The sequence below is a fragment of the Streptomyces polyasparticus genome (assembly GCF_014493765.1).
GTDB classification, from domain to species: Bacteria; Actinomycetota; Actinomycetes; order Streptomycetales; family Streptomycetaceae; genus Streptomyces; species Streptomyces polyasparticus.
The window spans coordinates 41,027-64,898 of record NZ_JACTVJ010000023.1 but is presented as its reverse complement, the minus strand read 5'-3'; the positions used below and the strand labels follow the sequence as shown (position 1 = coordinate 64,898).

Genomic DNA, 23,872 nt, shown 5'->3' with positions numbered 1-23,872 from the left:
ACTCCCTACTGCGCGGTGCGGACCGGGCTGAGCACGAGGAGGTCGGAGTGGATGAGCTCCGGGGTGCCCGGATCCGGCGGGGCGGGGTTGATGCGGTCGCCGTCGAGGTGGCCGTGCACAACTGCGATGTGCTGGAGGTAGCGGAAGCCGGCAGTTCGGGCGGTGGCGATCAATAGGCCCAGCGGGTCGGTGAGACGGCCGCTCTCGCGGCGCTGTCGGGCAGCGATCAAGAGCAGGCCGTCGGCGGGCAGCACGCGGTGGGCTCGGTGGAAGAAGCCGGGCCAGCCGTCGTCGATCGCGCCGCGTTCGCCAGGCCCGTACGCGGTGGACACGGGTGCGGAAGGGACGGTGTCGGGGTGGAGTTCGGCGAGGATCACCGCCGGACGGCCAGGCGTCTGAGCGCAGCCGGTGGAGTCGTGGGCGGTACAGCTGGTGCGGGCATCCATGCCGCAGCCGGTGTCGGCGATGGCCACGCGGAGCATGCCGGGTCGGCGGTGTCCGGTGCGCGCGCAGAATTCCAACTCTGCGCGGGCGACCGCCCAGTCGGGCAGGACGTGTCCCGCGGGGGTGTCGGTGGCCTCGTCGGAGGCGGGGATCCAGAGGGTGGTGGGCAGCGGGTTGGTGGGCATGGCGGGTGCGTCGCCGGGGGCCGGGCGCTGATCGTGCGTGCTGACAACTCTTAAGGAGAAATCCGCACCAAATCATGCCAGCAAGGCACGAAACCGCTGGTCAAGGACGGATCTGCCACCGTCTTCCCGAGGTGCCCGGGGAGGCTCTCACCCCTCGCGGAGAACCGCGAGCGCGAAGAGCAGGCGCCGATCCAGCCAACTCGCCTGCGGCATATAGCTCCTGATGCCCTCCACGGTCGCGGAGGTCAGTGCCACCTCGTCGCCGGAGTTCCAGGTCGCGGGCTTGGGGGTGCGACCCCCAGGCTGGTCGCCACCCTCGCCGCCCAATGCTGAGTTGAGGAGACTCTCGGCCAGTCTTCCCGCGACGTACCCGGCGGTTTCCCTGCCGCGTCGGGCGATGTCTTTCCCGTTGCCCTTGGCCCAGTGGTAGCGGGCCACGATGTCGGCATGGCCGGGCTGTTGAAGCCACCACGAGTGCTGCACCGTGCGCAGCGCAGGTGCTGTGCGGTGGACGGTCCCCACCGTGCGGGCATGTTCGTCGGCGACGAGGAAACGTCCCGCGCCGTCCGGCGTCACCGTGGCCAGCAGTCGTTGGTCATCCATGGCCGCGTGCAGCTCGTACTTCTGCACGGTGTCGTCTGGGCGCACGACGAGCACGGCGGGAGCGAAGTACGCGGTTCCGTCGATGTACTTGGGGACCCGCACCGAGAGGGGTCCCTTGAGGACCGGGCGGCGGAACCCGGCGGTCCGGACGATGTCGCTGACGACGAAACGCCCAGCAAGATCCCAGCCCACCGGATCGATCACCGGATCCTGCTTGTGCCTGCCGAACATCCGCCGCCCCTCGGTTCTCACGTGCCCCTGCCGCCGTGGTCAGTATCGCGGAGCCGGAGCGGTCGGCCCGCGCCAGGTGCGCGCAGAAGCGGACAAGGACTGGTTCCTGAGTTTCCTTCGAGGAATTTCCTCTCCTCTGCGGCAGGAGAAGACGCCCAGGTCAATGCGGTTTCTGCCATGCGAAGGGCGGGTGGTGGCAGGGCCATGGCGCACCTGTGGCGGGGGCGTGGCAGGCCGGTGGCTCTGCGGTGGCAGGGGTGGTTGGCGGGATGGGAGGCGTCCCGATTCGCTGCTCGTCGGCAAGGAGCCGCTCATGCGCCGCAATCTCACGTCCACGTCGACTTCGTACAACTCCCGGGCCCGGTCATCGGCTTCCCCGTTCGACAGCGTCGATGTGTCGCTGCTGAACCTGACCCGCGGGTCCAGTCCGCTCACGCTGCCGGCGGTGCTGCTCTCTGAGCAGGAGGGTTCAGTCGCCTGGCCCGTGGACCTGGTGCGGGCGCGCATGGCGCACCCGTCCACGCCTCAGGAGGCTCGGGCCCGAGTGTGGGCCGAGATCGTTCGCCGCCGTGCCGCTTACGGGGAGCCGTGGGGGACGGTGGCGGTGGCGATGGTGGTGCCCGCACTGCGACGGGCTCTGGCCCGGATGCGGCGCCCGGCGGAACTGGATCAGTGCGAGCTGGAGCAAGCGGTCCTGGTCGCGGTCGCCGAGCAGCTCGCAGCGCTCGAACCGGACGGGGAAGCGGCGGAATTCGGGCTGCGGTTGGTGCGCGCCGGTGACCGCGCCGCGCACCGGCTGGCGTACGGCGTGCTGTGTGAGCGGCGCAACCCGACGGAGCCGCTGGACGAAGGCGCGGTACCGACAGGGCTGCCGGGCACGTCGATGGCGCAGGTGTACGCGGTCCTTGAGTGCGCCGAAGCGGCCGGGGTCATCACCGGACGGGAGCTGGAGCTGATCGGCGGCACCCGGCTGGACCGGCTGAGCGCTGCCGAATGCGCGCGGCGTGCGGGCATCAGCGTGCGGGCGATGTTCCGCAGTCGCGCGGAGGCCGAAGAGCGCCTGGTCAAGGCCCTGTTGGCCGGTGAGCTCACGGTACGTGCCGACTGAAGCAGCTGGCACGATCCGCCGGGCTTTTCTCCTTAAGAGAGTGAAGGCACTTCCGGCATCTGACGTACCGCCCGTGCTCTTCCCTCCCACCCGTCCCTCCTGACTCCTGCCGTCCGTCCTCGCATCCGTCCAGGCTGCTGGTCCCTTCGGGGGCATGGGTGACGCGCTTCGTGCTGACACCTCGAACCCCGCTTCCGCACCCGGCATACGCCGCTCTTCCGCGAGGGAGGTGGTGCGCCGCTGCGGGCCCACCCACACCCCGAAGGACCAAGGCCTCCCACCTCGCTGGCGCGGTGGCCACCGCGCCAGCCAACTTCCCCGTCTCCCCTTCCCTTCGACTGCGTTGGAGGTGTTTCGCATGTGCTCGTCACTGCCTGGACCGCAGGCCGGGACCCCCCGTCCGACGGTGCGCCGGTATGCCCGCGGCTTGCTCCGCGCGCTGGTACGGGTGCTGGTCGTGGGGACTGCAACGGCGCTGTCGTTGCTCGCGGATCCGCCCTGGTCCTGGGCGGCGGCGGACATCCCGACCGTGATCACCAATCTGCGGAACTGGATCGTCGGCCTGCTGGCCGGTTTGGCCACCTTGTTCCTCACCTTCGGTGGGCTGCGCTATCTGATGGCCGGCGGTGATCCCGGTGAAGTCGAGTCGGCCAAGCGGGCGTTGAAGGCCGCCGCCATCGGCTACGGCCTGGCGATCCTCGCCCCGGTCCTGGTCACCGTGCTGCAAGGCATCGTCGGCGAAGGCGCCCCGTGATGCGCCGCGCCCAGCGGCTGCTGCGCGCCGCCCTGCTGCTGACCGGCCCCGCCCTCATCCTCCTCGTACCGCTGTGCGATGCCCGCGCCACCCCGACCACGACCGCCGTGGAATCGGCGGCGTTCTCCATGCCCGCCGCACCTAAGGCGCCGGACCCGGAACCCAATCCTGAACCTGGTCCGCCTGCTCCCACCCCCGCGCCCCCTTCCGCTGCGGGCGACGATGCGGCTGAGCCTGAGCCCTCCCCGTCGCCCAACCCCGAACCCGTCCCGCCCTCCGAGCGTCCCGAACCGACTCCCGAGCCGCCATCGTTGGGTCCGCAACGGCCCTCCGAGCCTGCGCCGGGTGAGATGCCGCACGCCTGTGAGGCCGACGGGGATGACAGCGACTGCGACAACACAGGCGGCTTCGGCTTCGGTGGCCTCTTCGACATCCCCGGGATGATCCTCAGCGCCGTCACGGCGTTCCTGGGAACGCTCATCGAGCAGGTGATGAAGCCGGTCCGGGAACTCCTCGCCGACACCCTGCTGGCCACTCCAGATGTCACCGCGCAGGCCGACCTCAGGCGCCTGTGGAACGGAACGATGGCGATCACTGCAGGGATCTACGTCCTGTTCATCACCGCGGGCGGTGTCACCGTAATGGCGCACGAGACGGTGCAGTCCCGCTATGCGTTGAAGCAGATCGCGCCGCGCCTGCTGCTCGGGATGATCGCCTCTGCGACGTCGCTCACCGTGATGGGTGAGGCGATCAGCCTGGCGAACGCCCTCGCCCACGCGGTGATGGGCGCCGATCTGTCGGACGCGGGGCAGGGTCTGGTGGAACGGGTCGTCCCGTTCGCCCTGTTCGGCCTCGCAGGGCTGAAGCTGTACGCGCTGATCATCGCCGTCATCATGATCGTGCTGGTGCTGGCCGTGTTGATTGGCTACATCGTGCGCGTCGCCATCATCGCGCTGCTCGCCGTGGCCGCTCCGCTCGCGCTGGCCTGCCACGCCCATCCCGTCACCGAGGGTGTGGCGAAGATGTGGTGGCGGGCCCTGGCCGGCTGTCTGACCATCCAGGTCGCGCAGTCGATGACGTTCATCGTCGCGCTGAAGCTGTTCTTCGCCCCCGGTGCGACGCTGCTCGGGTTTCCGAAGCCGAGCCAGTTGGGCACGATGCTCGCCGGTGTCGCCCTGTTCTGGGTGCTGTTCAAGATTCCCGGCTGGTGTCTGGCAGGCGTCTTCCGCAACAGCCCGCTCAGCGCCCGACTGCCGGGGCCGCTGCGAATGCTGCAGTCGGTGGCGATGTGGCGCCTCATGAACCGCGCCCTGCCTGGTGCCGGTTCCCTGCGCCGCCGTGGTGGGGGCGGGCCTCGGGGTGGTACGGGCCTGCGTTCCGGTCCCGGTGGTGGGGGTGGCGGAGGCCCGCGCGGTGGTGGGGGCGGCCTGCGCGGTCCCGGCGCGCCCGCAGGAATGGGTGGCGTGATCCGACGGTTCGCCGGCCGACTGCCGCTGCCCGGCGGTGTGGCCGGTTCCATGATCCGGAGGGGTGCTGCGGCTGCCACCCGCCGCCGCGCCGCACCCGGCTCACCCTCCAACGGGCCAGCAGTACCCAACCCAGTGGGAAACGCTCGGAGTTCGGCGGGCACAGCGGCCCGTGCGCGGCGCAGCTCCGCGTCGTGGGCGCCGACTGCACCACCGCGTATCCCGTCTGGTCCACGTTCGGTGATCCATCCGGCGACCGCCCGGCGCCACCGGCAACTCGCCCTGCCGATCAAGGTGGCCCGCGTACCGGCCCGCCCCGGACGTGCCACGCAGCTACGCCTGCCGGTGGCGGCCCCGCGCGTCCCTCGCCTCGTTTCCGCACCTGCCAGGACGGCGCCGCGCCCTGCGGCCGGCTCACGCGGCCGCCAACTCGCGCTCCCCATCCCTGCCGCACGCACCCGCACGGCCCGTCCGGTCCAGCTGCGCCTGCCCCTGGAACCTCCGGCCGCTCCCGGAAAGTGAGACGCCGCTCATGTCTGAGCCCGATGACGAGACCGTCCTGCCTGCCAAGATTCCCGCCGACGTTTCGAAGAGTGATCAGGTTCTCGGGCCGCTGACCGCCCGCCAGACGGTGATCCTCGCTGCCACTGCGCTACTGCTGTACGGCGGCTTCCACGCCGTCCGTCCGTTCATGCCGCCCTTGGCGTATGTGGCGTTGGTCACGCCGGTGGGGTTAGTGATGACGGTGATCGCGGTGGGGCGGCGCGACGGCATCGGCCTGGACCGCCTGCTGCTCGCCGCTGTCCGTTTCCACCGCTCTCCCAAGCGGCAAGTTCCGGCCCCGGAAGGTGTTCCGCCCCTCGCGGACCTCGTGCCCGCCGCGTGGCGAGTACGCTCCGGCCGGCCACCATCAGCGCTGCGGCTGCCGTGCCGCGCCGTTGGCGAGGACGGCGTCCTCGACCTCGGCAGCGAGGGTCGCGCGGCGCTCGCGGTGTGCGGCACGCTCAATTTCCATCTACGGACCGGCGGCGAACAGCAGGCCCTGACGGAGGCGTTCGCCCGCTGGCTCAACTCGCTCACCGGCCCCACCCAGCTCCTGGTGCGTGCTCACCGCCTCAACCCCGACGTTCTGGTCGATGAACTCACCGAAACCGCGCCGACGTTGCCGCACCCGGCACTGGAGCAAGCGGCACTCGCGCACGCCGCCTTCCTCGACTCCCTCGCCGCCGAACGTGATCTCTTGACCCGGCAGGTCCTCCTCATCGCCCGCGAAGCCTCCCCGGCCCAGGGGGCGCGGGCCGGGCACCGGCTGGCTGAGGCGGGCCGTGCTCTGGAGGCAGCAGAGATCACCGTCACTGCCCTGGACACCGATGCGTGTGTCCGGATGCTGCGGCTGGCCGCCGACCCCGAATCCGTATCCGCGACTGGTGGTGTGTGATGTTCCGATTCCTGCGCCGTGAACACGCCTCCGAGACGGCCGTCGATGCTCGCGAGGTGTTGTCCGCGCTCGGCCCCGACGGTCTCGAAGTCCACTCCCGAACGGTGGCGGTCGGCGCCTATCTTGCCGCCACCTTGGTGGTGACCGGCTACCCGTCCGAGGTCGTCCCAGGCTGGCTGGACCCCCTGCTCACCTACCCAGGCCGCCTGGACGTGGCCCTGCACATCGACCCGGTGCCCAGCGCGCAAGCCGCGAGTCAGCTGAAGAAGCAGCGGGCCCGCCTGGAATCCACCCGCCGCTCCGGCATGGACCGGGGTCGGCTCGACGACCCGGACACCGAGGCCGCCGCGCAGGACGCGGCCGAGCTTGCGTACCGGATCGCGCGCGGTGAGGGGAAGCTCTTCCGCCTCGGCCTGTACATGACCGTATACGGGCTAGACGCCGAGCACTTGGCCGATGAAGTCGCTTCCGTCCGCTCGATCGCCGAATCCCTCCTGATCTCCACCGCCCCGGCTACCTACCGGGCGTTGCCGGGCTGGCTCGCCACGCTGCCGCTCGGCCTGGACACGCTGAAGGTACGGCGCACGTTCGACACCGAAGCTCTCGCCGCCTGCTTTCCGTTCGCCTCTCCCGACCTGCCCTCCGAGACGGTGATGGAGCCGGGCGGGGTGTTGCTCGGACTCAACACGGCCAGCGGATCGCTGGTGCTATGGGACCGCTTCGCGCAGGACAACTACAACTCGGTGCTGCTGGCCCGTTCCGGCGCCGGCAAGTCGTACCTCACCAAACTTGAGGCGCTGCGGCAGCTGTTCACCGGCACCGAGGTCATGGTCATCGACCCTGAGGACGAATACCTCAAGCTCGCCGAGTCGGTCGGCGGCACAGTCCTGCGCCTCGGCGACCCGTCCGTACGTCTCAACCCCTTCGACCTGCCCGCGCGTACAGGAACCGAGGGCGGACAGGACGCTCTGACACGGCGGGTGCTGTTCCTGCACACCTTCCTGAGCGTGCTGCTCGGCACCGAACTCGCCCCGGGGGAACGGTCGGTGCTCGACCGGGCGATCCTCGCCACCTACCGCGCCGCCGGCATCACCACCGACCCCACCACCCACAGCCGTCCCGCACCGTTGCTCGCCGACCTCCACGCTCAGCTCACCGCCCTGGGCGAAGACACGGCGAGTGAACTGGCCGCGCGCCTTGACCCGTACGTGAACGGCTCGCATCAGCGGCTCTTCTCCGGCCCTACTACCACCCGGCCCACGGGTCACCTGGTGGTCTTCTCACTGCGCGAGATCCCTGAGGAGTTGAAATCCGCGGGCATGCTGCTCGCGCTGGATGCGACCTGGCGGCGCGTCGCCTCTGGTACGCGGCGTCGGCGACTGGTCGTGGTGGACGAGGCATGGCGGCTGATGCGCGACCCGTATGCGGCTCGATTCCTGTTCCAGATGGCCAAGGCCGCCCGCAAGTACTGGGCCGGTCTCGCCATGGTCACTCAGGACGCCGATGACGTCCTCGCCTCCGAGCTCGGCCGGGCGATCGTCTCCAACGCCGCCACCCAGCTCCTGATGCGGCAGGCCCCGCAGGCCATTGACCAGATCGCGGCCGCCTTCCACCTCTCCCGCGGCGAACGCCACCATCTGCTCGCCGCCCCAAGAGGGTGCGCCCTGCTGCTCGCGGGCCGGACCAAGATCTCTTTCAGCCCGCTGGCGTCCGAAGCGGAACATTCCTTGATCACCACAGACCCGGTGGAACTGGCCGCGGATGCCGAGCGGGCGTCGGCGGAAGAACCCGGCGATCCGTACGGGCTGCCGGATCTGACGGGACTGGAGCTGTGAGCCCGCTCCACGGGGCCGGTATCCTCGGCGACTTCCTGATCGATCCGGCGGGTTTTGTGCCCTCGGTCCTGCAGACGGCGGGCAGATTTCTCGCCACGTCCTGGCCGTGGCTCATCCCCGCCACCACTGTGTCGATTGCCGTCGCGCTCTGCCTGCGTACCGCCGTGCTGCGCCGCAGGCGCGCTGCGTTCGCGGCCGGCTCCCGGCTGGTGACGATCCAGGCGCCACCGACCGTGCCGGCCAAAGGCGGGGAGGTGTTGTGGGCCCAGCTGTCCGGTCTGCTGCGGCCTTGGCATCAGCGCCTGCTGCATGGCCAGCCGCACCTCGGCTTCGAATACGCATGGTCCCGCGCCGGGTTGACGATCCGCCTGTGGCTGCCCGGCACCATCCCCACCTCCCTGGTCCGCCGCGCGGTCGAGGCCGCCTGGCCCGGCGCCCACACCACCCTCACCGACGCCACCGCGCCCCTGCCCGCCGGGCATGCCTGCACGGCAGGGGCGCTGCGCCTGGCCCGCCCGGAGAACCTTCCGCTGCGCACCGACCACCCGGAAGACCCGCTGCGCGCCCTGCTGCAGGCCGCCACCGCCATGAACGAGCAGGAACACGCGCTGGTTCAAGTGTTGGCCCGGCCCGCCACCGGAGCCCGGTTGCGCCGGGCCAGGCGCAGCGCGCGTCGGCTGAAGGCTGGTCACACAGCGCCCCGGATCTCCTCCCTGTTCCGGCTGTTCGCGCACGCCCCACAGCGCACCTCGGCCGCCACCACCGACCCCTCACACGGCGTGGAGGTACGCGACAGCGCCGGCAAACTCCTCGGTCCCCAATGGGAGGTGGCAATCGGCTACGCCGTCACCCAGGGGGTGAAAGTCACTGAGCCGAGCAAGACCACGGACCGACTGCGGGGCCGGGCGCACGCCATCGCCTCCGCCTTCTCGTTGTTCGCCGGCCGCAACTGGCTCACTCGTCACCGTCTTACGAGACCGCACCCGGTGCTCGCCGACCGGTACTTCCCGCGCCGCGGTGACCTGCTGTCGGTGCCCGAACTTGCCGCACTGGCCCACTTGCCCGTCGATCCGGACGCCCCCGGACTGGTCCGCGCCGGAGCCCGCGCCGTCGCACCACCCCCGACGGTGCCCGCCCCCGGCCCCGGCGTGAAACCACTCGGTCACGCCGACACCGGCACCCCCCGCGCCGTCGGACTGGCCGTTACTGACGCCCGCCAGCACACGCACCTCACCGGAGCCACCGGCTCGGGCAAGTCCACCCTCATCGCGCACCTCGTCCTCGACGACGTCCGAGCTGGTCGCGGCGCCGTCGTCATCGACCCCAAGGGCGACCTGGTCACCGACCTCCTGCACCGGCTGCCCGCCTCGTGCGCCGACCGTCTGGTCGTCATCGACCCCGACGATCCCCACACCCCACCGTGTCTGAACGTCCTGGACGGCAGCGACATCGACGTCGTCGTCGACAACATCACCGGCATCTTCCGCCGCATCTTCGCCGCGTTCTGGGGGCCGCGCACCGACGACATCATGCGCGCAGCCTGCCTGACCCTGCTGCGCCACGCCCAGACCACCCACCGCCTCGTCACGCTCGCCGACATCCCACGCCTGCTGGGCGAGAGCGCCTATCGGCTCCGGATCATCCCCACCATCAAGGACCCCGTCCTACGCGGCTTTTGGACCTGGTACGAGTCGATGTCGGAGCCCATGCGAGCCGCCGTCATCGGCCCCGTCATGAACAAGCTCCGCGCCTTCCTGCTGCGCGCCTTCGCCCGCCAGACCATCGCCTCCGGCGAATCGACCTTCCACCTCACCGATGTCCTCGACGGCGGCATCCTCCTGGCCCGCCTCCCCAAGGGGGCGCTCGGCGAGGAGACCTGCCGGCTGCTCGGCTCGTTCATCGTCGCCAAGACCTGGCAGGCCACCGCCGCTCGCGCCCGCACTCCCGAACACCAGCGGATCGACGCCTCGCTGTACGTCGACGAGACCCACAACTTCCTCAACTTGCCCTACCCGCTGGAGGACATGCTCGCCGAGGCCCGCGGCTACCGCCTCGCCATGACCCTCGCCCACCAGAACCTCGCCCAGCTTCCCCGCGACCTGCGCGAAGGGATCTCCGCCAACGCCCGCAACAAGGTCTTCTTCAACGCTTCCCCCGAAGACGCGGCCCAGCTGGAGCGCCACACCCTGCCTCTCCTCGGCGCGCACGACCTCTCCCACCTCGGCCCCTTCCAGGCCGCCGCCCACCTCCTTCACGGCGGCGCCGAGCAGGCCGCCTTCACTCTCACCACCCGACCACTGCCGCCACCTTCCCCTGGGCGCTCCAGCGAACTGCGCGCGGCCGCCGCACGCCGGGTCGGCGGCTCCGCCACTTGCGCAACCCATATCCCGCTCTAGTCGCAGGAGTTACAGCATGACCACCGACAGCCCGCACCCGAACCCCGGCTACCTCCCACGCACCGCCACCCGCAGGCGCCGCCCTGCCCAGCCGTCACGGACGCGCACCGACCTCGCCTACCTCTCCTCCCGGCTCACCGGCCGCGACGTCTGGCTGGCCGAGATGCTCCACGAGCACAAGGTGCTCACCACCCACCACATCACCGCCCTCGCGTTCCCCGGCCAGCGCACCGCCAACCGCCGCCTGCGCCAGCTGTACTTCATGGGCGTCCTCGACTCCTTCCGCCCCCTGCGCCAGCGCGGCACCGCCGCCGAGCACTACACCCTCGGCCGCGCCGGAGCCGAAGTCCTCGCCGCACGTGCCGGCGTCGACCTGGCGGCCACCGGCTGGCGCAAGGACACCTGCTCCCGTATCGCCTTCTCTCCCACTCTCGAGCACACCCTCGGCGTCAACGCCCTCCTCGTCCACCTCGCCACTACCGTCCGCCTCACCACATGGCTTTCGGAACGCTCGGCCAACCGCCTGTGGGGCGACTGGATCCACCCCGACGCCTACGCCCACACCACCTCGACCGACAGCACCAGCGGCCTGCCGTTCTTCCTGGAATACGACACCGGCTCCTACAACCTCGCCCGCGTAGAGGGCAAACTCCCCGGCTACGCCTCCCTCAACGCCACCACGGCCACCTACACCCCACTACTCATCCACACCCACGGCAGCCGTCGTGAAACGGCCCTTCGCCGGCGCCTGGCCAGCACCGCCGCCCGCCTCGACCTCCCCATCGCCACCAGCAACACCGACCTCGGCGATCCCACCGGTCCCGTATGGCTTCCCCTCGGCGGGGCGCCCGCCGCCCGCCTCGACCTGCCTCAACTCGCCGCGCATTGGCCCCGGCTCACCCCCGCGCTCGCATCCGACACCGCTTCTCTACCGGTTACCGGCCGCCCCGACTCCTTGCCTTGGCGTCCCACGCCGCCCCGGCCCCCGAGCGGCGAGGAGTAGACGGTGGGCGCGCTCGCCAAGACGGTGGGGGCTGTGGGGTGCATCGTCCTCGCCCTGCCGCTCCTCGCCGCCCTCGTCGTCGCCGCGACCGTGAGCAGCTTCCTGCCCTCAGGCACCACTGCCGGTGCGGCCGCTGCCCCCAGCAAGACCGCGCTTGCCGACATTCCGGCCTACTACCTCGCGCTCTACCAGCGCGCCGCCCCCGAATGCCCCGGCCTGTCCTGGACGATCCTCGCGGCCATCGGCAAGGTCGAAACCGACCATGCACGCCACCCCACGATGCGCTCGTCGGCAGGAGCAGTGGGGCCGATGCAGTTTCTGCCGACCACATTTCGGGCGTACGCGTACCCCGTTCCACCTGGGGGAAAGCGTCCGCCGACGCCGTGGGACCCGGTAGACGCGGTCTATGCCGCCGCCCGACTCCTCTGCTCTAATGGCGCCAAGAACGGCAAGAACCTCAAAAGGGCCATTTGGCACTATAATCACGCCGACTGGTACGTTCGGAAGGTCCTCAAGCAGGCATCCGTCTACGCAGCCGCCTCTCCAGCCCCAACCGTCGCTGCTGCCCGAGCAGTTGCCTTCGCCCGCGCCCAGATTGGCACCCCGTACGTATGGGGCGGCGACGGACCGTCCGAGGGTGGTTTCGACTGCTCGGGCCTGACTCAGGCCGCCTACCGCGCCGCCGGAGTCAGCATTCCCCGTGTCGCCCAGGCGCAGTACGACCACGGGCCACGCCTGCTCCGCCAATCACCGCTGGCTGTAGGCGACTTGCTGTTCTTCGGCAGCAGCCCGCACAACATCACTCACGTCGGTATCTACGCGGGCGGCGGCCGCATGATCGACGCACCCCGACCGGGAGCACGCGTCAGGGAAAGCGCGATCGACCTGTCGTCCCGGACGGACTACCAAGGCTCGTCCAGGCCCGCCGCCACCCCTGTGCGCACGAATGTGCAGGACGGACAATGAGCGCGCCGACCCCCTCCGAAGCGCAGGCGCTGCTGCGGGTACTGACTCGTACACTGTGCGCGGTCGCTGTCCTGGCCCTCGTCTTCACCGCCGTAAACATCACCCTCTTCGCCCACTCACGTGGCATTCCGCTCGGCATCGCGGTGCTCCTGGACCCGATGCTCAGTCTGGCCCTGGCCGCTGTACTGCTGGCAGACTCGCGCCTCGCTTCCTGGGGGCTCAGGCCACCGCGCTGGTCGGCCACGCTGCGCTGGTTCACCGGCGGCGCCGCCACCTTGATGAACACCTGGGAATCGATCTGGCCGACCGGACAGATCGGCTGGCCGATCAACGCCGATCCGGCCGCCGTACTGCTGCACGCCGCCCCGACCGTTCTGCTGATCCTCCTCACCGAGACGATCGCCGCCTACCGCAGAGTCGTATCCGACATCCTGCGCCGCACGGATGAAGCCGACCCTCCTCCCGCCCCGTCTTCTCCGACCGCCGCTCACTGCACGGCCGGCACCGATCGGCCAGACCAGATCGACGTCGACACCGCACCCTCCATGCGGCGTGACTCCCACACCCCAAGAGAGCCCCGCACGCCAGCGCCCACCGTTCACCCGACACCGACCGGGGTAGCGTCGTCGGCTGGCATCCCCGCCGTCGCGCCCCGCACCCCGCCCGCCGGGTCCGTCGGCCCGCCGCCGGACGACAGCCCGGCAGACGGCGATCTGTGGCTGCGCGCCCTGGCCGTCGACGCCGACGCACGGGCCGCTGGGCGCGGCCCGGCCAGCCGTTGGCGGCTGCGCTCCGAACTCCACATCGGCCCGTCCCGCGCCCGCCGGATCCACAACCAGCTCACCGCCCACCACCAAAGCGCACTCACCATCGGCCCAGATCCGTCCATCGGCACTGCGCGATCCGATTCGTGACCATCGATCGCGCTCACCGATCGGTCGACGATCTGGCCGTCTCTAACAGCGCTGCCCGGAGGGCGAGTTCACGTGCGGCCTCGGCCTCCACAACGCTCACCGTCACGCTCTCCACCAGCGCGAACGAGCCGCTTGACTTCACCGGCGATCAGAGGGTCCATGGTGGTCCGCCAGACGGGTTTCACGATTTCCGAAGTCCCATCGGCGGACCGGCGGGCGAACTCCGCGCAGCGCACGCGGCCCACCGGAACCGCGGCCCGCTCTCCGCAGACCGCACCCCGGCCGGGGACCTCACCCACCCATCACCACCAGGACCGAGGTACCCCACCATGTCCAAGAACCCGACCACCGAACCCTGCACGCTCCAAGCCGTACCCCAGCCCCAACCGCTGACCGGCCTCACCGGCGCCCCCGCCGCCGTCTACACCGAACTCGCGGCCCTGACCGCACCGGCCACCACCGCCGAACTCGCCCTCGCCACCGGACTCGGCCGCTCCACCGTCGGCAACGCCGTCGCCCTCCTCGAAAAGCACGGCCTCGCCCAGCGCACCCCCGGCGGTCACGAAGGCGCCCGCAGGGTCCCCGACCGCTGGCAGATCGCGCCCGCGGACGGGCACCGAGTGAGCCCGGAACCGCACCAGGCAGCGGAAGAGCCGTCGGCCACGGGCGATGACCCCTCCGAGCCGACCACCATGCAGGCCACCTCCACCACGGACACCGAGCCCGAAGCGGCCGCCCAACCCGCCGCTGCCCCTGAGGACGCCCCCGACGCCGAAGTCACCGAGTCCGAAGCATGCAGCCTGGACACGAACGAACCCCCCGTGCCCCATATCTCACTGGAGGCCAAGCAGCGCCTCGCCCCTGGCGCCCTGCGGCAGATGGTCATCGACTATCTGGAGGCGAACCCGGAGGAGGCCTTCACGGCCACCCGTATCGGCCGGGTACTGGGGAAGTCATCGGGCGCCGTGGCGAACGCGCTGACGAAGATCGCTTCCGAAGGCGGCGCTGAACAGGTGACTGAGTGTCCGCGCACCTACCGGTGGGTCAAGTCCCAGACGATCTAGGAGGATCCGGAAGCGCTTGTGGGTGTGGCTGGTTTCTGGGCCTCACCCACAAGCGCTCTGCCGTGACACCCCACGCACCTATCGGGCACCACCCCGCCCACACCCGCGTGGCCACGCTCGGCGGCCGGTTCGGGTAGGTCAGCGCCGCACGCGTAGCGACAGCACCGGAATGTCGTCCGTATTGCGGTCCACGAACAGCCCGGTCGTCTTCAGGGCGCGCAGGGGCAGCTTCGTTCCCGTGGCGAGAGCCTTCGGCTGTGCACTGTTCAAGGGCACTTGGACTGCGACGCCTTCGCTGCCCGCTTCCGCGGCCACCGCGCCGTAAGCCATTCCGTCGTTGTCGATGGTTCCGATGATGACGGCCTTGCGGTCGCCGTCTCCGGACAGGCACGTGCCCGTCTTCTTCTCCCGGTCGAAGACGACGGAACCGGCCCCAACGTAGCGGTTGTTGGCCGAAACGGTGAGAGAGGGGATGCGGTCGTCCGCGCTGGACGTATTCGGGTCCAGACATGCGACGCTCGCCATGACTTTCCCGGTGCCGGTGTCGTGCAGGGTCCAGATCGGCGCGTCGTCCCGGTTGGCCCCGGTCTGCCAGGACGCGACCAGATGACCCGAGGCCGCGCCGCGCACGGCACCGTTCCATCCCCCGACGAACCCCCACCGAGCCGGTGCGCCTTGCGGAACGACGTCTCTGCTCAGCCAGTTGCCCTCCACGCCGAACCCGCCGCCGTTCATCGCCACCACAGGCCCGCCCGGAGACAGCGCGGCGACCCGGCTTCCGTAGCAGGCTCTGTCAGCACAGGGCGACAGGATGTCGTCGGCGGATCCGTACGGGGTGACCTTTCCGGAGGCCATGTCGACCCGCGTGCCGAAGGTGGTGTTGGTCATCCCCTGGCCCCAGGTGATCAGTAGGCCGGCGCCGCCGTCGCGGACCCTCAGGCTGTCGTCCCCGGGACTGACTGGAACAGAGACCTCGCGTACCGGCTCGACCTGGTCTCCCTTGCCCTGCACCTCGTAGAAGGCGAGTTGGACGACTTCCTTGCCATCGTGCAGTTCGTCCTCGCCCTTCATGCCGTGCGAGTAGGCGACGATGTACTCGCGGCCGTCCTGCTCCACCGTGATCACATCGGGGATTTCGGCAGGCTCACCCATGCTCGGATCGCCTTCGGCGCCGTCCATCTGGGGCGGTGGGTTCCACAGCTTGGAGGTGAAGCGCACCCGCCCCGTGCCGGCTTCCCGGGCCTGCACGGTGTAACCGCCGGAGGACGCCAGCAGGTAGGCCACCACGTCGGCGCGCGGAGCGGTCGTGATCGGAAACGAACCGGCGTGTTCCGGAACCCAGGCGAGCTCCTGATCCCATCCCCGCTCTGCGTCGTACGTGGCTGGCAACTCCAGCTTGGCCAACGGGCGCTCGTCCCGTTGGAGGGGGCCATTGCCCTGCTGGGAGCCTGACTTGCCGTCGGAGCTGGAACTGCAGGCAGCGAGTAGTCCCACCGCCGCCGCTACAGCCAGCCCTCGTCTCAACCTGCGCATGCGCACCCCCGTCTCGCGGGCAGGAACCAGTGGCCGCACCGATGTCGGCCCCGCCCGGATCAACACAACGGAAGCGGACGGTAGCAGCACAGCAACCCCAGATTCCTCACCCGCCCCAGACCATGGCCGGGAACCGCCGTCTCTCCAATTCGACTTGGTGTGACGGCAGTTGCTCACCTGCGTGAGATAGCCCGACCCGAGTGTCAGGGCCACCACTCGGCGAAGGGAGGGTTGGCCGCGCCCTCTCGTCAGCCACACTTCGCCTCCGTACGCTGCCGCCATGACGATCACCGAGGCCAGCGAAGCCGTCAGCGCGGAGTACTACGTCTACATCTACCGAGACCCGGAGACCCGCGAGGTCCGCTACATAGGCAAGGGCGTACGGAACCGTGTCGAGAAGCATCTCGACGAATCCCACAATCCCGAACTCGCCGCCTGGATCGAGCGCTTGCGCAAGCGGCGTGTGGCGCCACTCGTGGAGCACTTCCCCTGCGCGAGCGAGAAGGAGGCGTACGCGGTTGAGGGCGCATTGATCTCCACATTCTGGAGCGACCCGGCGGCACGCAACGGCTCGGGAATCTTCAACGGGGTACACGGCCGTGGCCACTTCGCCCCGCTCGGCCTGCCCTCCACGCTCGCCAAGTCCGCGTACAAGCCACCGCTCACGCGCGACGACATCGCGGAACTCGGCGGTGCACTGATGGTCCTGATCAGCACCACCGACTTCGAGAACGAGTTCGACCAACGCCCCGGCGCAATGCCCCGCCTGCACCTGCCCGACGCAGTAGTCTACGAGCGCATCGTCGGGTGGTGGCAGATTCACCAGCACGTCAAGGCCTGGCAAGACGGCCAAGGCGCGCCTCCCCAACTCATCATCGGCGTCACCGGCCCGATGAGCCGACGCTGGGTCTGGGGCTCGGTGCGGGTGCCCAGGTCAGCTTGGGCGAAGGCCGAGCACGAGAGCGGAGGCCTGTGCCGCGTGCCCGCGTCGACGAAGACCATCAACGCGGCCCATCTGCGTGGACGCCTCCTCACTTCCGACGACTTCGGTCCGCTGCAGGCCTCCGGTGTCCGCCGCTTCGGCAGCGTGCGCGCCCACCAGTTCGACATCGTGGAGCCGGCGCCACCTGCGGATGCCCCCTGAGCCACCCGGCTGCTCGGACAAGGTATCCGAGTCATGGCCGTCGGCAGTCCGCCAAGGCGCAAGGGCGGCGTCGGCGGCCGCCCAGCTACTGCTCGGGGACGGTCCACTTCAACGGGTCCTCGCACCTTCTTCCAGACCGTGTCGCCGAGGCTCCGGTCGCCGTCAAAGCCCGCGCGCAGGTGCTATTCGCCAGTGTCCTGGAGATCTTCGCGGCCGAGGCTGACCAGGTCAGCGCGGACGTACCCGGTGACGTCGAGGTCGTGGAAGGTGCCCTTGATCCATCGGCCGTCGGTGCGACCGTGCACCCGGCACCGATCGCCAAGGTGCGCGATGGCCAGTGCGGTGGAGGTGGTGCGGGGCTTGGCCCGCACCACGGCCGCATCCACGACGACCGTGCAGGTCGCCGCACGAACGGCCCGTGCTGCCGCGGGCGTTGCGAGGGCCCCGGTGTCGGCGTGCGCGGCCGAGGGCAGTGCGCACAGCCCGATCATTGTTGCCATGGACAGTGCGATGTGTACGCGACGGGTCATGGGCCCGCCTCCTTTCCTGTGCCCTTGATAGGGGCCGGTGCCCGGCAGTGGGCGGGCGCTCGGACGGCACCCACCGGGTGGAATGCCCGGCCTTGCGCGAAAAGATCATTTGCCGGGCTGATTCAGCGCATCGAGTGACCTGAGCCGCGTGATGGTGTCATCCAGTCGCCTCGCGCACGGTCGCATCGCCGCCCGCCGGGACCACGGGAATGACCAGATCGAGATAGGCCGCGAGCAGCCGGACAAGCGCCGTGTCGATCAACTCGCAGTGGGCGAGAACAGCTTCCAAGTCGCGCGCGATATGGGTCGGTTCGGTTGAACGGTGGGCCAGTTGCGTGGTGCCCGAGGTCTGGTCGCATTGCCTGCGCAGCTGGCGTCCGAGGCTTTGGGCGTGGGCGTAGGCCGTGTCGAGTTCGGCGGCGGTCTGCACCAGTGCTCGTGCCAGCCGGAAGCCTGGCTCTCCTGCGGGGTGTCGCCGGCCCAGGAGGCTTCGAGGATCGGTGGTGTGCAGGTACTCGGCCAGCAGGCGGGTGCCCGGTCCGGCCTCGGGCTTGTTCACGGCGGGTCCACCTCCTTGAGGGTGCCGAGCGCACGAGCGAGGCGAAGGGCGAGGCTGCGGTGCCGGTCCGGGCCGTCCGCGTAGCCTCGGCAGATCGCCGGTTCGGCCGTGCCCAGCGTGGAGTGGCAAATCACGTGGCCCTCTGCGGCGGAGGCTTCGGCGACCATGGCTGCCACCCGCCCCGGCTGGAGATCCATCGCGCCACGCCGGAAGATGCACGTCGTGCACATGCTCGCGCACAACCGGACGGTTCCGGTGTGGGGTCGGCGACGTCTCCGAATAGCTCGCCATCGGTTTCCGGTTCGAGATCGTCATCCGGCGCGACGTCGCCCGACAGCGGCCGTTCCGGGCTCAGGTGGGGCACGGGGACGGGGTGGCGCCGGTCGGGGCCGTAGGGGGTGTTCACCGCCTCCCACCGCCGCATCCGGCATGGCCGCATCCCCCGCAGAACCCGCCGCTCGTACACGCGCAGGAGCACGTATCTACGGCGCGGCGTCCGCCGGGCCGCGACGGCGCCCCGGTCGTGGCGACGGCCCGCACGCGTCGTTCAGCGCGGTCAGTGGTCGCGGGCGCGAGGCGGCGGGCGGCGGTACGCAGCAGCTCCGTCTTGACGGCGAGCGGTTGCTCGTCGAGCCGGGCCAGGTATGCGGCGAGGTTGGGGTCGGTCAGGCCGCTGACCGTATACCCGGCTGTAGCGACCAGGTGCCACGCGGCCTCCGTGGCGAGCAGTGCGACGAGGTGCGGCGGAAGGGGAGCGTCGCCGTCGAGTACACGGCTGTGCCGCGTCGCAGTGAGTAACAGCACCTCAATTGATGGGACTTGGACGCAGTCGGTTTGGGTTTGGGCGTTGTCCAGGACGATGTGGCAGTGATCGAGGACTGCGCGGACGCGGGTGCGGTGTTCTGTGAGGCCGATGGCGTTCACGAGGAGGACTCCCGTCGAGGGTCGGTTCAGCGGGTTGCGAGAGGGTGCCGGGGCCGCCCCCGGTGCGGCGGCCCCGAGTCGTTGCGGGCTGGTCAACACGGGTCGCCGTACGCACAAGCGCTGGCGTGCCCTGAGTCGTCGGCGAAGGTCTCCGGGACTCCGCCAGGGCGGTTGATGTCCGTGTCCGTGAGTGGAGGGCGGGCGAGGAAGTCGCCCAGGTCACCAAGGTGACGCACCCACGCGACCGGTACCGGTGCCGCGCATTGCGGGCACGGGCCGAGCAGTTCGAAGGCGTCGTCCTCGTAAAGAGGGTGGCGGGCGAGGAACACGTATTTCTGCCCGGTGTCGGGGCACGTTGCGGTGGCCAGAACCGGCTCGCCCGCTTGGGTACGGCGGCGGCGCCAGTCCATGTCGGTGGTGATCTGGTCGATCGGCAAGCCGAGGGCGGCCGCGAGGCGGAGCGCGGTCCGGGCGTGCTCCTCGCCTCGGTAGGGGCCGTGCGGATGTGCGGCACGGGTGCGGTTGATGAACACGGCGGCGGCGTGGGCGCGTTCGGCGAGGCTGGTCATGGCATGGAGTCCTTGTCTGTGTGGAGGGGCCGCCCCGAGGTGCCGGAACGGCCCTGAGTGGGGTTTCAGGTCGTGCGGGTGAAGGCGGCGAGCAGCCGCCGCAGCTGGGTGGCGGTCCAGGTGCGGCGGGCGCAGTGGTCGGCGAGTTCGGCGGCGAGCTCGTGTACGGCGCGGGCGTCGCGGAAGGGGCCGTCGCTGTAGCGGGAGCCGTGGGCGGCGCGGTGTGCGAGCTGGACGCGCAGCGCTTCGGTGTCTGCGTCCAGGGTGTCCAGTTCGCGCACGGTCAGGATGATCAGCTGGGCGAATTTCGCGAGCGGGCCGCCGTGGCGGTGGGCGGCGTCCAAGGAGTCGAGTGGGTCGGGTGATCCGGTGAAGTCTCGGGCCAGGCGGCTGCCCAGCCACAGCTCGGGGGCGTACTCGGGCGTGGTGGCGTCGGTGGTGTTCACGGGTGGGTCCTTTCGCGTGAGGCCGGGTTAGCGGGTGGTGGTCAAGGCGGTGGTCGCGGCGCGGCCGATCGCCGCGATCGCGCTGGCGGGGTCGGTGAGGACCAGGGCGGTGGCGGGCGGGAGCGGGCAGGGGTCGGGGTCGAAGGCGAGCCACAGCAGTGCGCATCCGGCGTTGTGCAGGCAGCGGGCGCGGTCGGCAGCTCGGGCGGCTTCGCCTGGGGAGTAGTAGCCGTCGGAGGCGATCACCAGGAGTCGGCCAGCGCCAGGGGTGGCGAGGTCGAGGGCGGCGTCCAGGGCGTCGATGGCGATGTCGAGGCTGTGGCCCATGCCGTCAGCGTCGAACTCGGTGACCCGGTCGGGGGCCTTGCCCGGGTGGGTGATCGCGGTCAGGTGGTGGTCGTAGGCGATGGTCGCGGAGCGTGAGTCGGGGTCGGTGAGCGCGGTCGCCTTAGCGAGGATCCAGGCGGCCGAGGCCATCGGTGCGGTAGCAGTGCCCATGGAGCCGGACACGTCTACGGCGATCCCGACGCGCAGGGGCGGGGTCGAGGTCTGGCGCCTGGTGGTGCGGGTGAAGGGCAGGGCGGTGGGGGTGGCTCCAGCCGCCCTCTGCGCGTCCCGAGCCAGTGCGCCGCGCATGTTCAACCGGCCCGGCGGGACAGCCGACTGGCTCTGGAGTACGGCGCGTTCACGGTAGGCGGCCTGTCGCAGGGCGCGGGCGAGCTGCCCGGCCGCTGCCTTCTCCGCTGGGTGTGGTGCTCGGGTCCGGGCCACCGGGCCGCGCGCGATGGGCGGTTGCCTACGGCCCTTGCGGGCAGGCGGCGTCGCACTGCGGCGCGGGGTGTAGGGGCCTGCTCCGGGGGTGAAGATCTCCTTCGCCGCCTGGGCGGCCGCCTTCGTGCGGGCCGCCTCGGCCTGCTTCTGGGCCGCCCGTCGCTCTCGTGCGGAACGCACGGCGGCCTCCGCCTCCTCCCGCTCGGCAATGTTGCCGACGGTGCGTCGCACCGCCTCGGCCAAAGAACCCCCACCGCCCTGCGGTTCACCGTCACCACCGCCGCTACCGGGGCGGGGCGGGGGCTGGTTGGCCTCCGCGCCGAGGACCTGACACCAGGCACGGGCGTGGGCGGTCATGCCGACCGCGTCGGTGTCAGCCGTAGCGTGCGCGGCCTTCCAGATTGCAGCCAGGTCGGCCAGCACATCGGCACCGAGGAGGGCGACGGCCTGCTGTTCGAGGGGGTCTACTTCGTCCGCGTCGAGGATCCCCGCGTCCCGTCGCGCCAGCAGCAGTCCGGCCGCCGTAGCTGCGTCCCATCGGGTGTTCAAAGTCCGGGAGGTGAAATCGGGTAGGACCACCGTGGTGACGCAGGCCCTGAGGTAGCGGCGGTCGTCCGGGCGGCGGGCGAGATGCGCGGCCTCTGCCCGCGATTCCTCCAGCAGCTGGGCCGCGTCGTCCAACGTGGTGCCGCGCAACTTGTCCTCGATGCGCCACCGGGAATGCGCCGCATGGGCCGCTTCATGGACGAAGGCGCCCCAGGCCGCCGGGTAGCGCTCCTCGTCCCCGGGCTTGGCGGGGCGGATGCTGGCCGCAGGGTGCGGGGCGAACAGGTCGGCGTCGATCTCCAGCATGGCCAAGGCGGGGAAGAAGGCCGCCGGGGCCCCCGAGCGGGTGCCCGGCGCGCAGGTGACGATCACGTCTTCCCGTCCCGCCAACTCGGGCAACCGCCCGCCCAGTTCGGCTGAGACGCGCGGCCACTGGTCAGCGGTGCGGCTCGGGTGCGGGGCGTGAACCGGGCCGCCGTCGTCCTCCCACCGGAGTGCGGCGAGGTCATCGGCGGACAGCGCGGGTGGCGGAGTGTGCGATACGTGCGCGTGGGTGGTCACGGAGATCACGTCCCTTTCCGTACGAGGTCAGGCGCGGGCCAGGCGGAGGGCGGCGGGCCGGGGCTGGCACAGCCCGCCGGGCAGGGCAACCGTCAGAGTTGGCGTCCGAGGGTGAGGTGGGTGATGGGGCGGCCGACGGCCTTGGTGACGATCTCCGCGACCAGGTCCCGGTCTTCCAGCGGCGCGATGCCGACCAGATTGGCGAAGGCCGCCTCGGCCCCGAGAACCGTCAAAATCTTTTGGAAGGCGATCAGTTCGCGCAGTTGTGGCGCCCAGCCCAGCTCCCCGGTCTCCACCCGGGCGGCCAGGTTCCGGGCGATCCGTACGGCCGTCTTGTCGATGCTCAAGGCGGTGGCGAGGTCGTAGTCGGAGCCGACCTGGATCTGCACGCTGAACCGGGAGGCGAGCGCCTCGGTGAGCACAGCTCCGTGGACGCCGGGGTTGTGTCCGGCGATTACGTAGAACCCGTCGGCGGCGGTGATCGTCTCGCCCTTGTGCGCTTTGACCTGGATCTGGCGGCGGCCGTCCATCGCCGGATACAGGGCAGCCAGCACCTTCGGGGAGATCAGCGTTGCGTCATCGAGGAGCAGGGCCCGGCCGTCCTGCATCGCCGTGATCAGCGGCCCGTAGACGAAGGTGTAACCGCCGCCGGGATCCTGGGTGTACTCACCGATCAAGTCCCCGACCGTGGTGTCACCGTCCCCGGCCACCGTGATCAGATCGTCGAAGGCGGCCTCGATCAGGGAGGTCTTGCCTGTGCCTGGCGGCCCGTACAGCAACACGGGGACGTTCGCCGCACGCAGCTTCCGCAGCGCCTCCACATCGGGCAGGTTCGCCAGTGCGCGCGGGTGGTACGCCTGGCCGTTCGGTCGCACGATCGGCTGTGGCTTCCCTGCCGCGCCGGGCGACGCCCCGGGCGGTGGGACGACCCGTTTGGGCGGTACGAGATTGGGCGATGGCGGTGCTGCGGAAGGCGGTCCGGGACAACCCGCCGCTGCTGCGGCCGTGGTGGCCGTGGCCCGGTACAAGCGGGGCTTGTTACTCATCCGTTCTGCCTCGCCCCGGGCGACGAGGGTCTCGCAGGCGTTGCCGACCGCCCCGCCCGAATGCCCCAACTGGCGGGACAGTTCGGTCACCGAGTACGTGCCGGTCGGGTTGGCCGCGAGCCACATAGCGACCCTCGCGCGCAGCTCACCAGGGCGGGCCTTGCTGGACGTGCCCGCTAGGGCGTTCGGGGTCGGCGTAGGCATGACGGAGCCCTTCTACTCAACTCTTAAGGAGAATCCGGGAGTGTTTTGCGCCATACCACGCAGCCGGAGACGGCCGGGAATCAGGCATGGGGGTGCCGGCGGAGGTACTCACGCACGGCGGCGAAAGTCTGTGATGTTCTGCCGCCCGACGGGTATTACGTCACGCGCCGGGCGGCGCTGGGGTGTTGCGGTCGGGGTCAGCTACAGACGTCGGTCAGCGTGACCGTGCGGTGTGAACCCAGCGTCGAGATGATCTCCACCGTCTTCCCGGTGGTGGGGGCGGTCACCCGCACCCACACCCGGGTGTAGGCGCGGCTCATGGTGTGGCCGTTCTCGACCGTCATCAGCATTCCGGCGATCTTCACCGGGTCGCCGAGTTCACCGAAGCCGAGCTCTTCCCACTCGCTCAGACACACCGTTTCGAACTCGATCCAGTTCAGCGCGTCAGATTGCCGGAGCTCGATCGCGTTCTTCGTCTGACCGTCCACACCCCACACCGCAATCACCTTTCCCCTATTCCCGCGCCCGGTTTAGAATTTCACCGGCCGGACACTTTTCCGAATTTCCGCCCCCGCTTTTCGGGAACAATTTAAATATAGCTCGCGGGCGGGGCGGCGTGAAGCGCCTTTCCG

At 70.3% G+C, this 23,872-nt stretch carries 23 protein-coding genes; 11 read left to right on the top strand and 12 right to left on the bottom strand.

All coding sequences use genetic code 11. The features are described from left to right. Window positions 1-5: 5 nt before the first annotated feature. Both H9Y04_RS36455 and H9Y04_RS36450 read right to left on the bottom strand, forming a co-directional pair. Window positions 6-629: a hypothetical protein gene (locus tag H9Y04_RS36455; RefSeq protein WP_187818479.1), complete on the bottom strand. Its 624-nt coding sequence runs from the start codon at window positions 627-629 to the stop codon at window positions 6-8. A gap of 147 nt (window positions 630-776) precedes the next feature. Continuing rightward, on the bottom strand, window positions 777-1,463 hold the full coding sequence (locus tag H9Y04_RS36450) for a hypothetical protein (RefSeq protein ID WP_187818478.1): 687 nt from the start codon (window positions 1,461-1,463) through the stop codon (window positions 777-779). Window positions 1,464-1,776: 313 nt separating this feature from the next. Here H9Y04_RS36450 and H9Y04_RS36445 point away from each other — a divergent pair, with 313 nt between their 5' ends. The 10 genes from H9Y04_RS36445 (at window position 1,777) to H9Y04_RS36400 (ending at window position 14,407) form a co-directional block, all read left to right on the top strand. Next, window positions 1,777-2,571: a hypothetical protein gene (locus H9Y04_RS36445; protein WP_187818477.1), complete on the top strand. Its 795-nt coding sequence runs from the start codon at window positions 1,777-1,779 to the stop codon at window positions 2,569-2,571. A 427-nt stretch (window positions 2,572-2,998) separates the two neighbouring features. Next, window positions 2,999-3,325 carry a pilin gene (locus H9Y04_RS36440; protein ID WP_438818196.1) on the top strand — a complete coding sequence of 109 codons (327 nt, stop codon included), beginning with the start codon at window positions 2,999-3,001 and terminating at the stop codon, window positions 3,323-3,325. A 350-nt stretch (window positions 3,326-3,675) separates the two neighbouring features. After that, window positions 3,676-5,313, top strand: a complete 1,638-nt coding sequence (locus H9Y04_RS36435) for a TrbL/VirB6 family protein (protein WP_236071905.1) — start codon at window positions 3,676-3,678, stop codon at window positions 5,311-5,313. 10 nt (window positions 5,314-5,323) lie between these two features. Next, window positions 5,324-6,229, top strand: coding sequence for a PrgI family protein (locus tag H9Y04_RS36430; protein ID WP_187818476.1), 906 nt, complete (start codon window positions 5,324-5,326; stop codon window positions 6,227-6,229). Then, the gene (locus H9Y04_RS36425; RefSeq protein ID WP_187818475.1) at window positions 6,229-8,064 is read left to right on the top strand and encodes a VirB4 family type IV secretion system protein; all 1,836 of its coding nucleotides are present in this window, start codon (window positions 6,229-6,231) and stop codon (window positions 8,062-8,064) included. The genes H9Y04_RS36430 and H9Y04_RS36425 overlap by 1 nt, the downstream gene beginning before the upstream one ends. Further along, window positions 8,061-10,460, top strand: coding sequence for a type IV secretion system DNA-binding domain-containing protein (locus tag H9Y04_RS36420; protein WP_187818474.1), 2,400 nt, complete (start codon window positions 8,061-8,063; stop codon window positions 10,458-10,460). Before H9Y04_RS36425 ends, H9Y04_RS36420 begins: the two co-directional genes overlap by 4 nt. Window positions 10,461-10,476: 16 nt before the next feature. Then, window positions 10,477-11,463, top strand: coding sequence for a replication-relaxation family protein (locus H9Y04_RS36415; RefSeq protein WP_187818473.1), 987 nt, complete (start codon window positions 10,477-10,479; stop codon window positions 11,461-11,463). Between the two features lie 3 nt (window positions 11,464-11,466). Beyond that, window positions 11,467-12,429, top strand: coding sequence for a C40 family peptidase (locus H9Y04_RS36410; RefSeq protein ID WP_308801595.1), 963 nt, complete (start codon window positions 11,467-11,469; stop codon window positions 12,427-12,429). After that, a complete protein-coding gene (locus tag H9Y04_RS36405) occupies window positions 12,426-13,343 on the top strand; it encodes an extensin (protein ID WP_187818472.1) in 918 nt (305 codons plus the stop codon). Before H9Y04_RS36410 ends, H9Y04_RS36405 begins: the two co-directional genes overlap by 4 nt. Window positions 13,344-13,672: 329 nt before the next feature. After that, the gene (locus H9Y04_RS36400) at window positions 13,673-14,407 is read left to right on the top strand and encodes a hypothetical protein (RefSeq protein ID WP_187818471.1); all 735 of its coding nucleotides are present in this window, start codon (window positions 13,673-13,675) and stop codon (window positions 14,405-14,407) included. A gap of 138 nt (window positions 14,408-14,545) precedes the next feature. On the opposite strand, the gene H9Y04_RS36395 is transcribed toward H9Y04_RS36400, so the two are convergent. After that, complete coding sequence (locus tag H9Y04_RS36395) at window positions 14,546-15,811, bottom strand: hypothetical protein (RefSeq protein WP_187818470.1); 1,266 nt, start codon at window positions 15,809-15,811, stop codon at window positions 14,546-14,548. Between the two features lie 409 nt (window positions 15,812-16,220). Here H9Y04_RS36395 and H9Y04_RS36390 point away from each other — a divergent pair, with 409 nt between their 5' ends. Further along, window positions 16,221-17,084, top strand: a complete 864-nt coding sequence (locus H9Y04_RS36390; RefSeq protein ID WP_187818469.1) for a GIY-YIG nuclease family protein — start codon at window positions 16,221-16,223, stop codon at window positions 17,082-17,084. A gap of 182 nt (window positions 17,085-17,266) precedes the next feature. Here H9Y04_RS36390 and H9Y04_RS36385 read toward each other — a convergent pair whose 3' ends face one another. The 9 genes from H9Y04_RS36385 to H9Y04_RS36345 all read right to left on the bottom strand — a co-directional run bounded on the left by H9Y04_RS36385 (window position 17,267) and on the right by H9Y04_RS36345 (window position 23,728). Beyond that, window positions 17,267-17,614, bottom strand: coding sequence for a hypothetical protein (locus H9Y04_RS36385; RefSeq protein WP_187818468.1), 348 nt, complete (start codon window positions 17,612-17,614; stop codon window positions 17,267-17,269). 157 nt (window positions 17,615-17,771) lie between these two features. Continuing rightward, a complete protein-coding gene (locus H9Y04_RS36380; protein WP_187818467.1) occupies window positions 17,772-18,173 on the bottom strand; it encodes a hypothetical protein in 402 nt (133 codons plus the stop codon). After that, complete coding sequence (locus H9Y04_RS36375) at window positions 18,170-18,370, bottom strand: hypothetical protein (protein ID WP_187818466.1); 201 nt, start codon at window positions 18,368-18,370, stop codon at window positions 18,170-18,172. Before H9Y04_RS36375 ends, H9Y04_RS36380 begins: the two co-directional genes overlap by 4 nt. Window positions 18,371-18,575: 205 nt before the next feature. Further along, window positions 18,576-18,977, bottom strand: a complete 402-nt coding sequence (locus H9Y04_RS36370; RefSeq protein ID WP_187818465.1) for a hypothetical protein — start codon at window positions 18,975-18,977, stop codon at window positions 18,576-18,578. A 212-nt stretch (window positions 18,978-19,189) separates the two neighbouring features. Beyond that, a complete protein-coding gene (locus H9Y04_RS36365; RefSeq protein WP_187818464.1) occupies window positions 19,190-19,666 on the bottom strand; it encodes a hypothetical protein in 477 nt (158 codons plus the stop codon). A gap of 65 nt (window positions 19,667-19,731) precedes the next feature. Next, window positions 19,732-20,112: a hypothetical protein gene (locus H9Y04_RS36360; RefSeq protein ID WP_187818463.1), complete on the bottom strand. Its 381-nt coding sequence runs from the start codon at window positions 20,110-20,112 to the stop codon at window positions 19,732-19,734. A gap of 27 nt (window positions 20,113-20,139) precedes the next feature. Next, window positions 20,140-21,990 carry a vWA domain-containing protein gene (locus tag H9Y04_RS36355; protein WP_438818200.1) on the bottom strand — a complete coding sequence of 617 codons (1,851 nt, stop codon included), beginning with the start codon at window positions 21,988-21,990 and terminating at the stop codon, window positions 20,140-20,142. A 92-nt stretch (window positions 21,991-22,082) separates the two neighbouring features. After that, window positions 22,083-23,240, bottom strand: a complete 1,158-nt coding sequence (locus tag H9Y04_RS36350) for an AAA family ATPase (RefSeq protein WP_187818462.1) — start codon at window positions 23,238-23,240, stop codon at window positions 22,083-22,085. A 197-nt stretch (window positions 23,241-23,437) separates the two neighbouring features. Further along, complete coding sequence (locus H9Y04_RS36345) at window positions 23,438-23,728, bottom strand: hypothetical protein (RefSeq protein ID WP_187818461.1); 291 nt, start codon at window positions 23,726-23,728, stop codon at window positions 23,438-23,440. Window positions 23,729-23,872 lie beyond the last annotated feature (144 nt).

What these genes read in the sequence shown, in the direction of transcription:
- H9Y04_RS36425 (WP_187818475.1), top strand. Translation starts at nt 6,229, where the DNA reads ATGTTCCGATTCCTGCGCCGTGAACACGCCTCCGAGACGGCCGTCGAT.
- H9Y04_RS36400 (WP_187818471.1), top strand. Translation starts at nt 13,673, where the DNA reads ATGTCCAAGAACCCGACCACCGAACCCTGCACGCTCCAAGCCGTACCC.
- H9Y04_RS36450 (WP_187818478.1), bottom strand. Translation starts at nt 1,463, where the DNA reads ATGTTCGGCAGGCACAAGCAGGATCCGGTGATCGATCCGGTGGGCTGG.
- H9Y04_RS36435 (WP_236071905.1), top strand. Translation starts at nt 3,676, where the DNA reads ATGCCGCACGCCTGTGAGGCCGACGGGGATGACAGCGACTGCGACAAC.
- H9Y04_RS36430 (WP_187818476.1), top strand. Translation starts at nt 5,324, where the DNA reads ATGTCTGAGCCCGATGACGAGACCGTCCTGCCTGCCAAGATTCCCGCC.
- H9Y04_RS36415 (WP_187818473.1), top strand. Translation starts at nt 10,477, where the DNA reads ATGACCACCGACAGCCCGCACCCGAACCCCGGCTACCTCCCACGCACC.
- H9Y04_RS36385 (WP_187818468.1), bottom strand. Translation starts at nt 17,614, where the DNA reads ATGACCCGTCGCGTACACATCGCACTGTCCATGGCAACAATGATCGGG.
- H9Y04_RS36455 (WP_187818479.1), bottom strand. Translation starts at nt 629, where the DNA reads ATGCCCACCAACCCGCTGCCCACCACCCTCTGGATCCCCGCCTCCGAC.
- H9Y04_RS36405 (WP_187818472.1), top strand. Translation starts at nt 12,426, where the DNA reads ATGAGCGCGCCGACCCCCTCCGAAGCGCAGGCGCTGCTGCGGGTACTG.
- H9Y04_RS36375 (WP_187818466.1), bottom strand. Translation starts at nt 18,370, where the DNA reads ATGGATCTCCAGCCGGGGCGGGTGGCAGCCATGGTCGCCGAAGCCTCC.
- H9Y04_RS36365 (WP_187818464.1), bottom strand. Translation starts at nt 19,666, where the DNA reads ATGACCAGCCTCGCCGAACGCGCCCACGCCGCCGCCGTGTTCATCAAC.
- H9Y04_RS36445 (WP_187818477.1), top strand. Translation starts at nt 1,777, where the DNA reads ATGCGCCGCAATCTCACGTCCACGTCGACTTCGTACAACTCCCGGGCC.
- H9Y04_RS36390 (WP_187818469.1), top strand. Translation starts at nt 16,221, where the DNA reads ATGACGATCACCGAGGCCAGCGAAGCCGTCAGCGCGGAGTACTACGTC.
- H9Y04_RS36350 (WP_187818462.1), bottom strand. Translation starts at nt 23,240, where the DNA reads ATGCCTACGCCGACCCCGAACGCCCTAGCGGGCACGTCCAGCAAGGCC.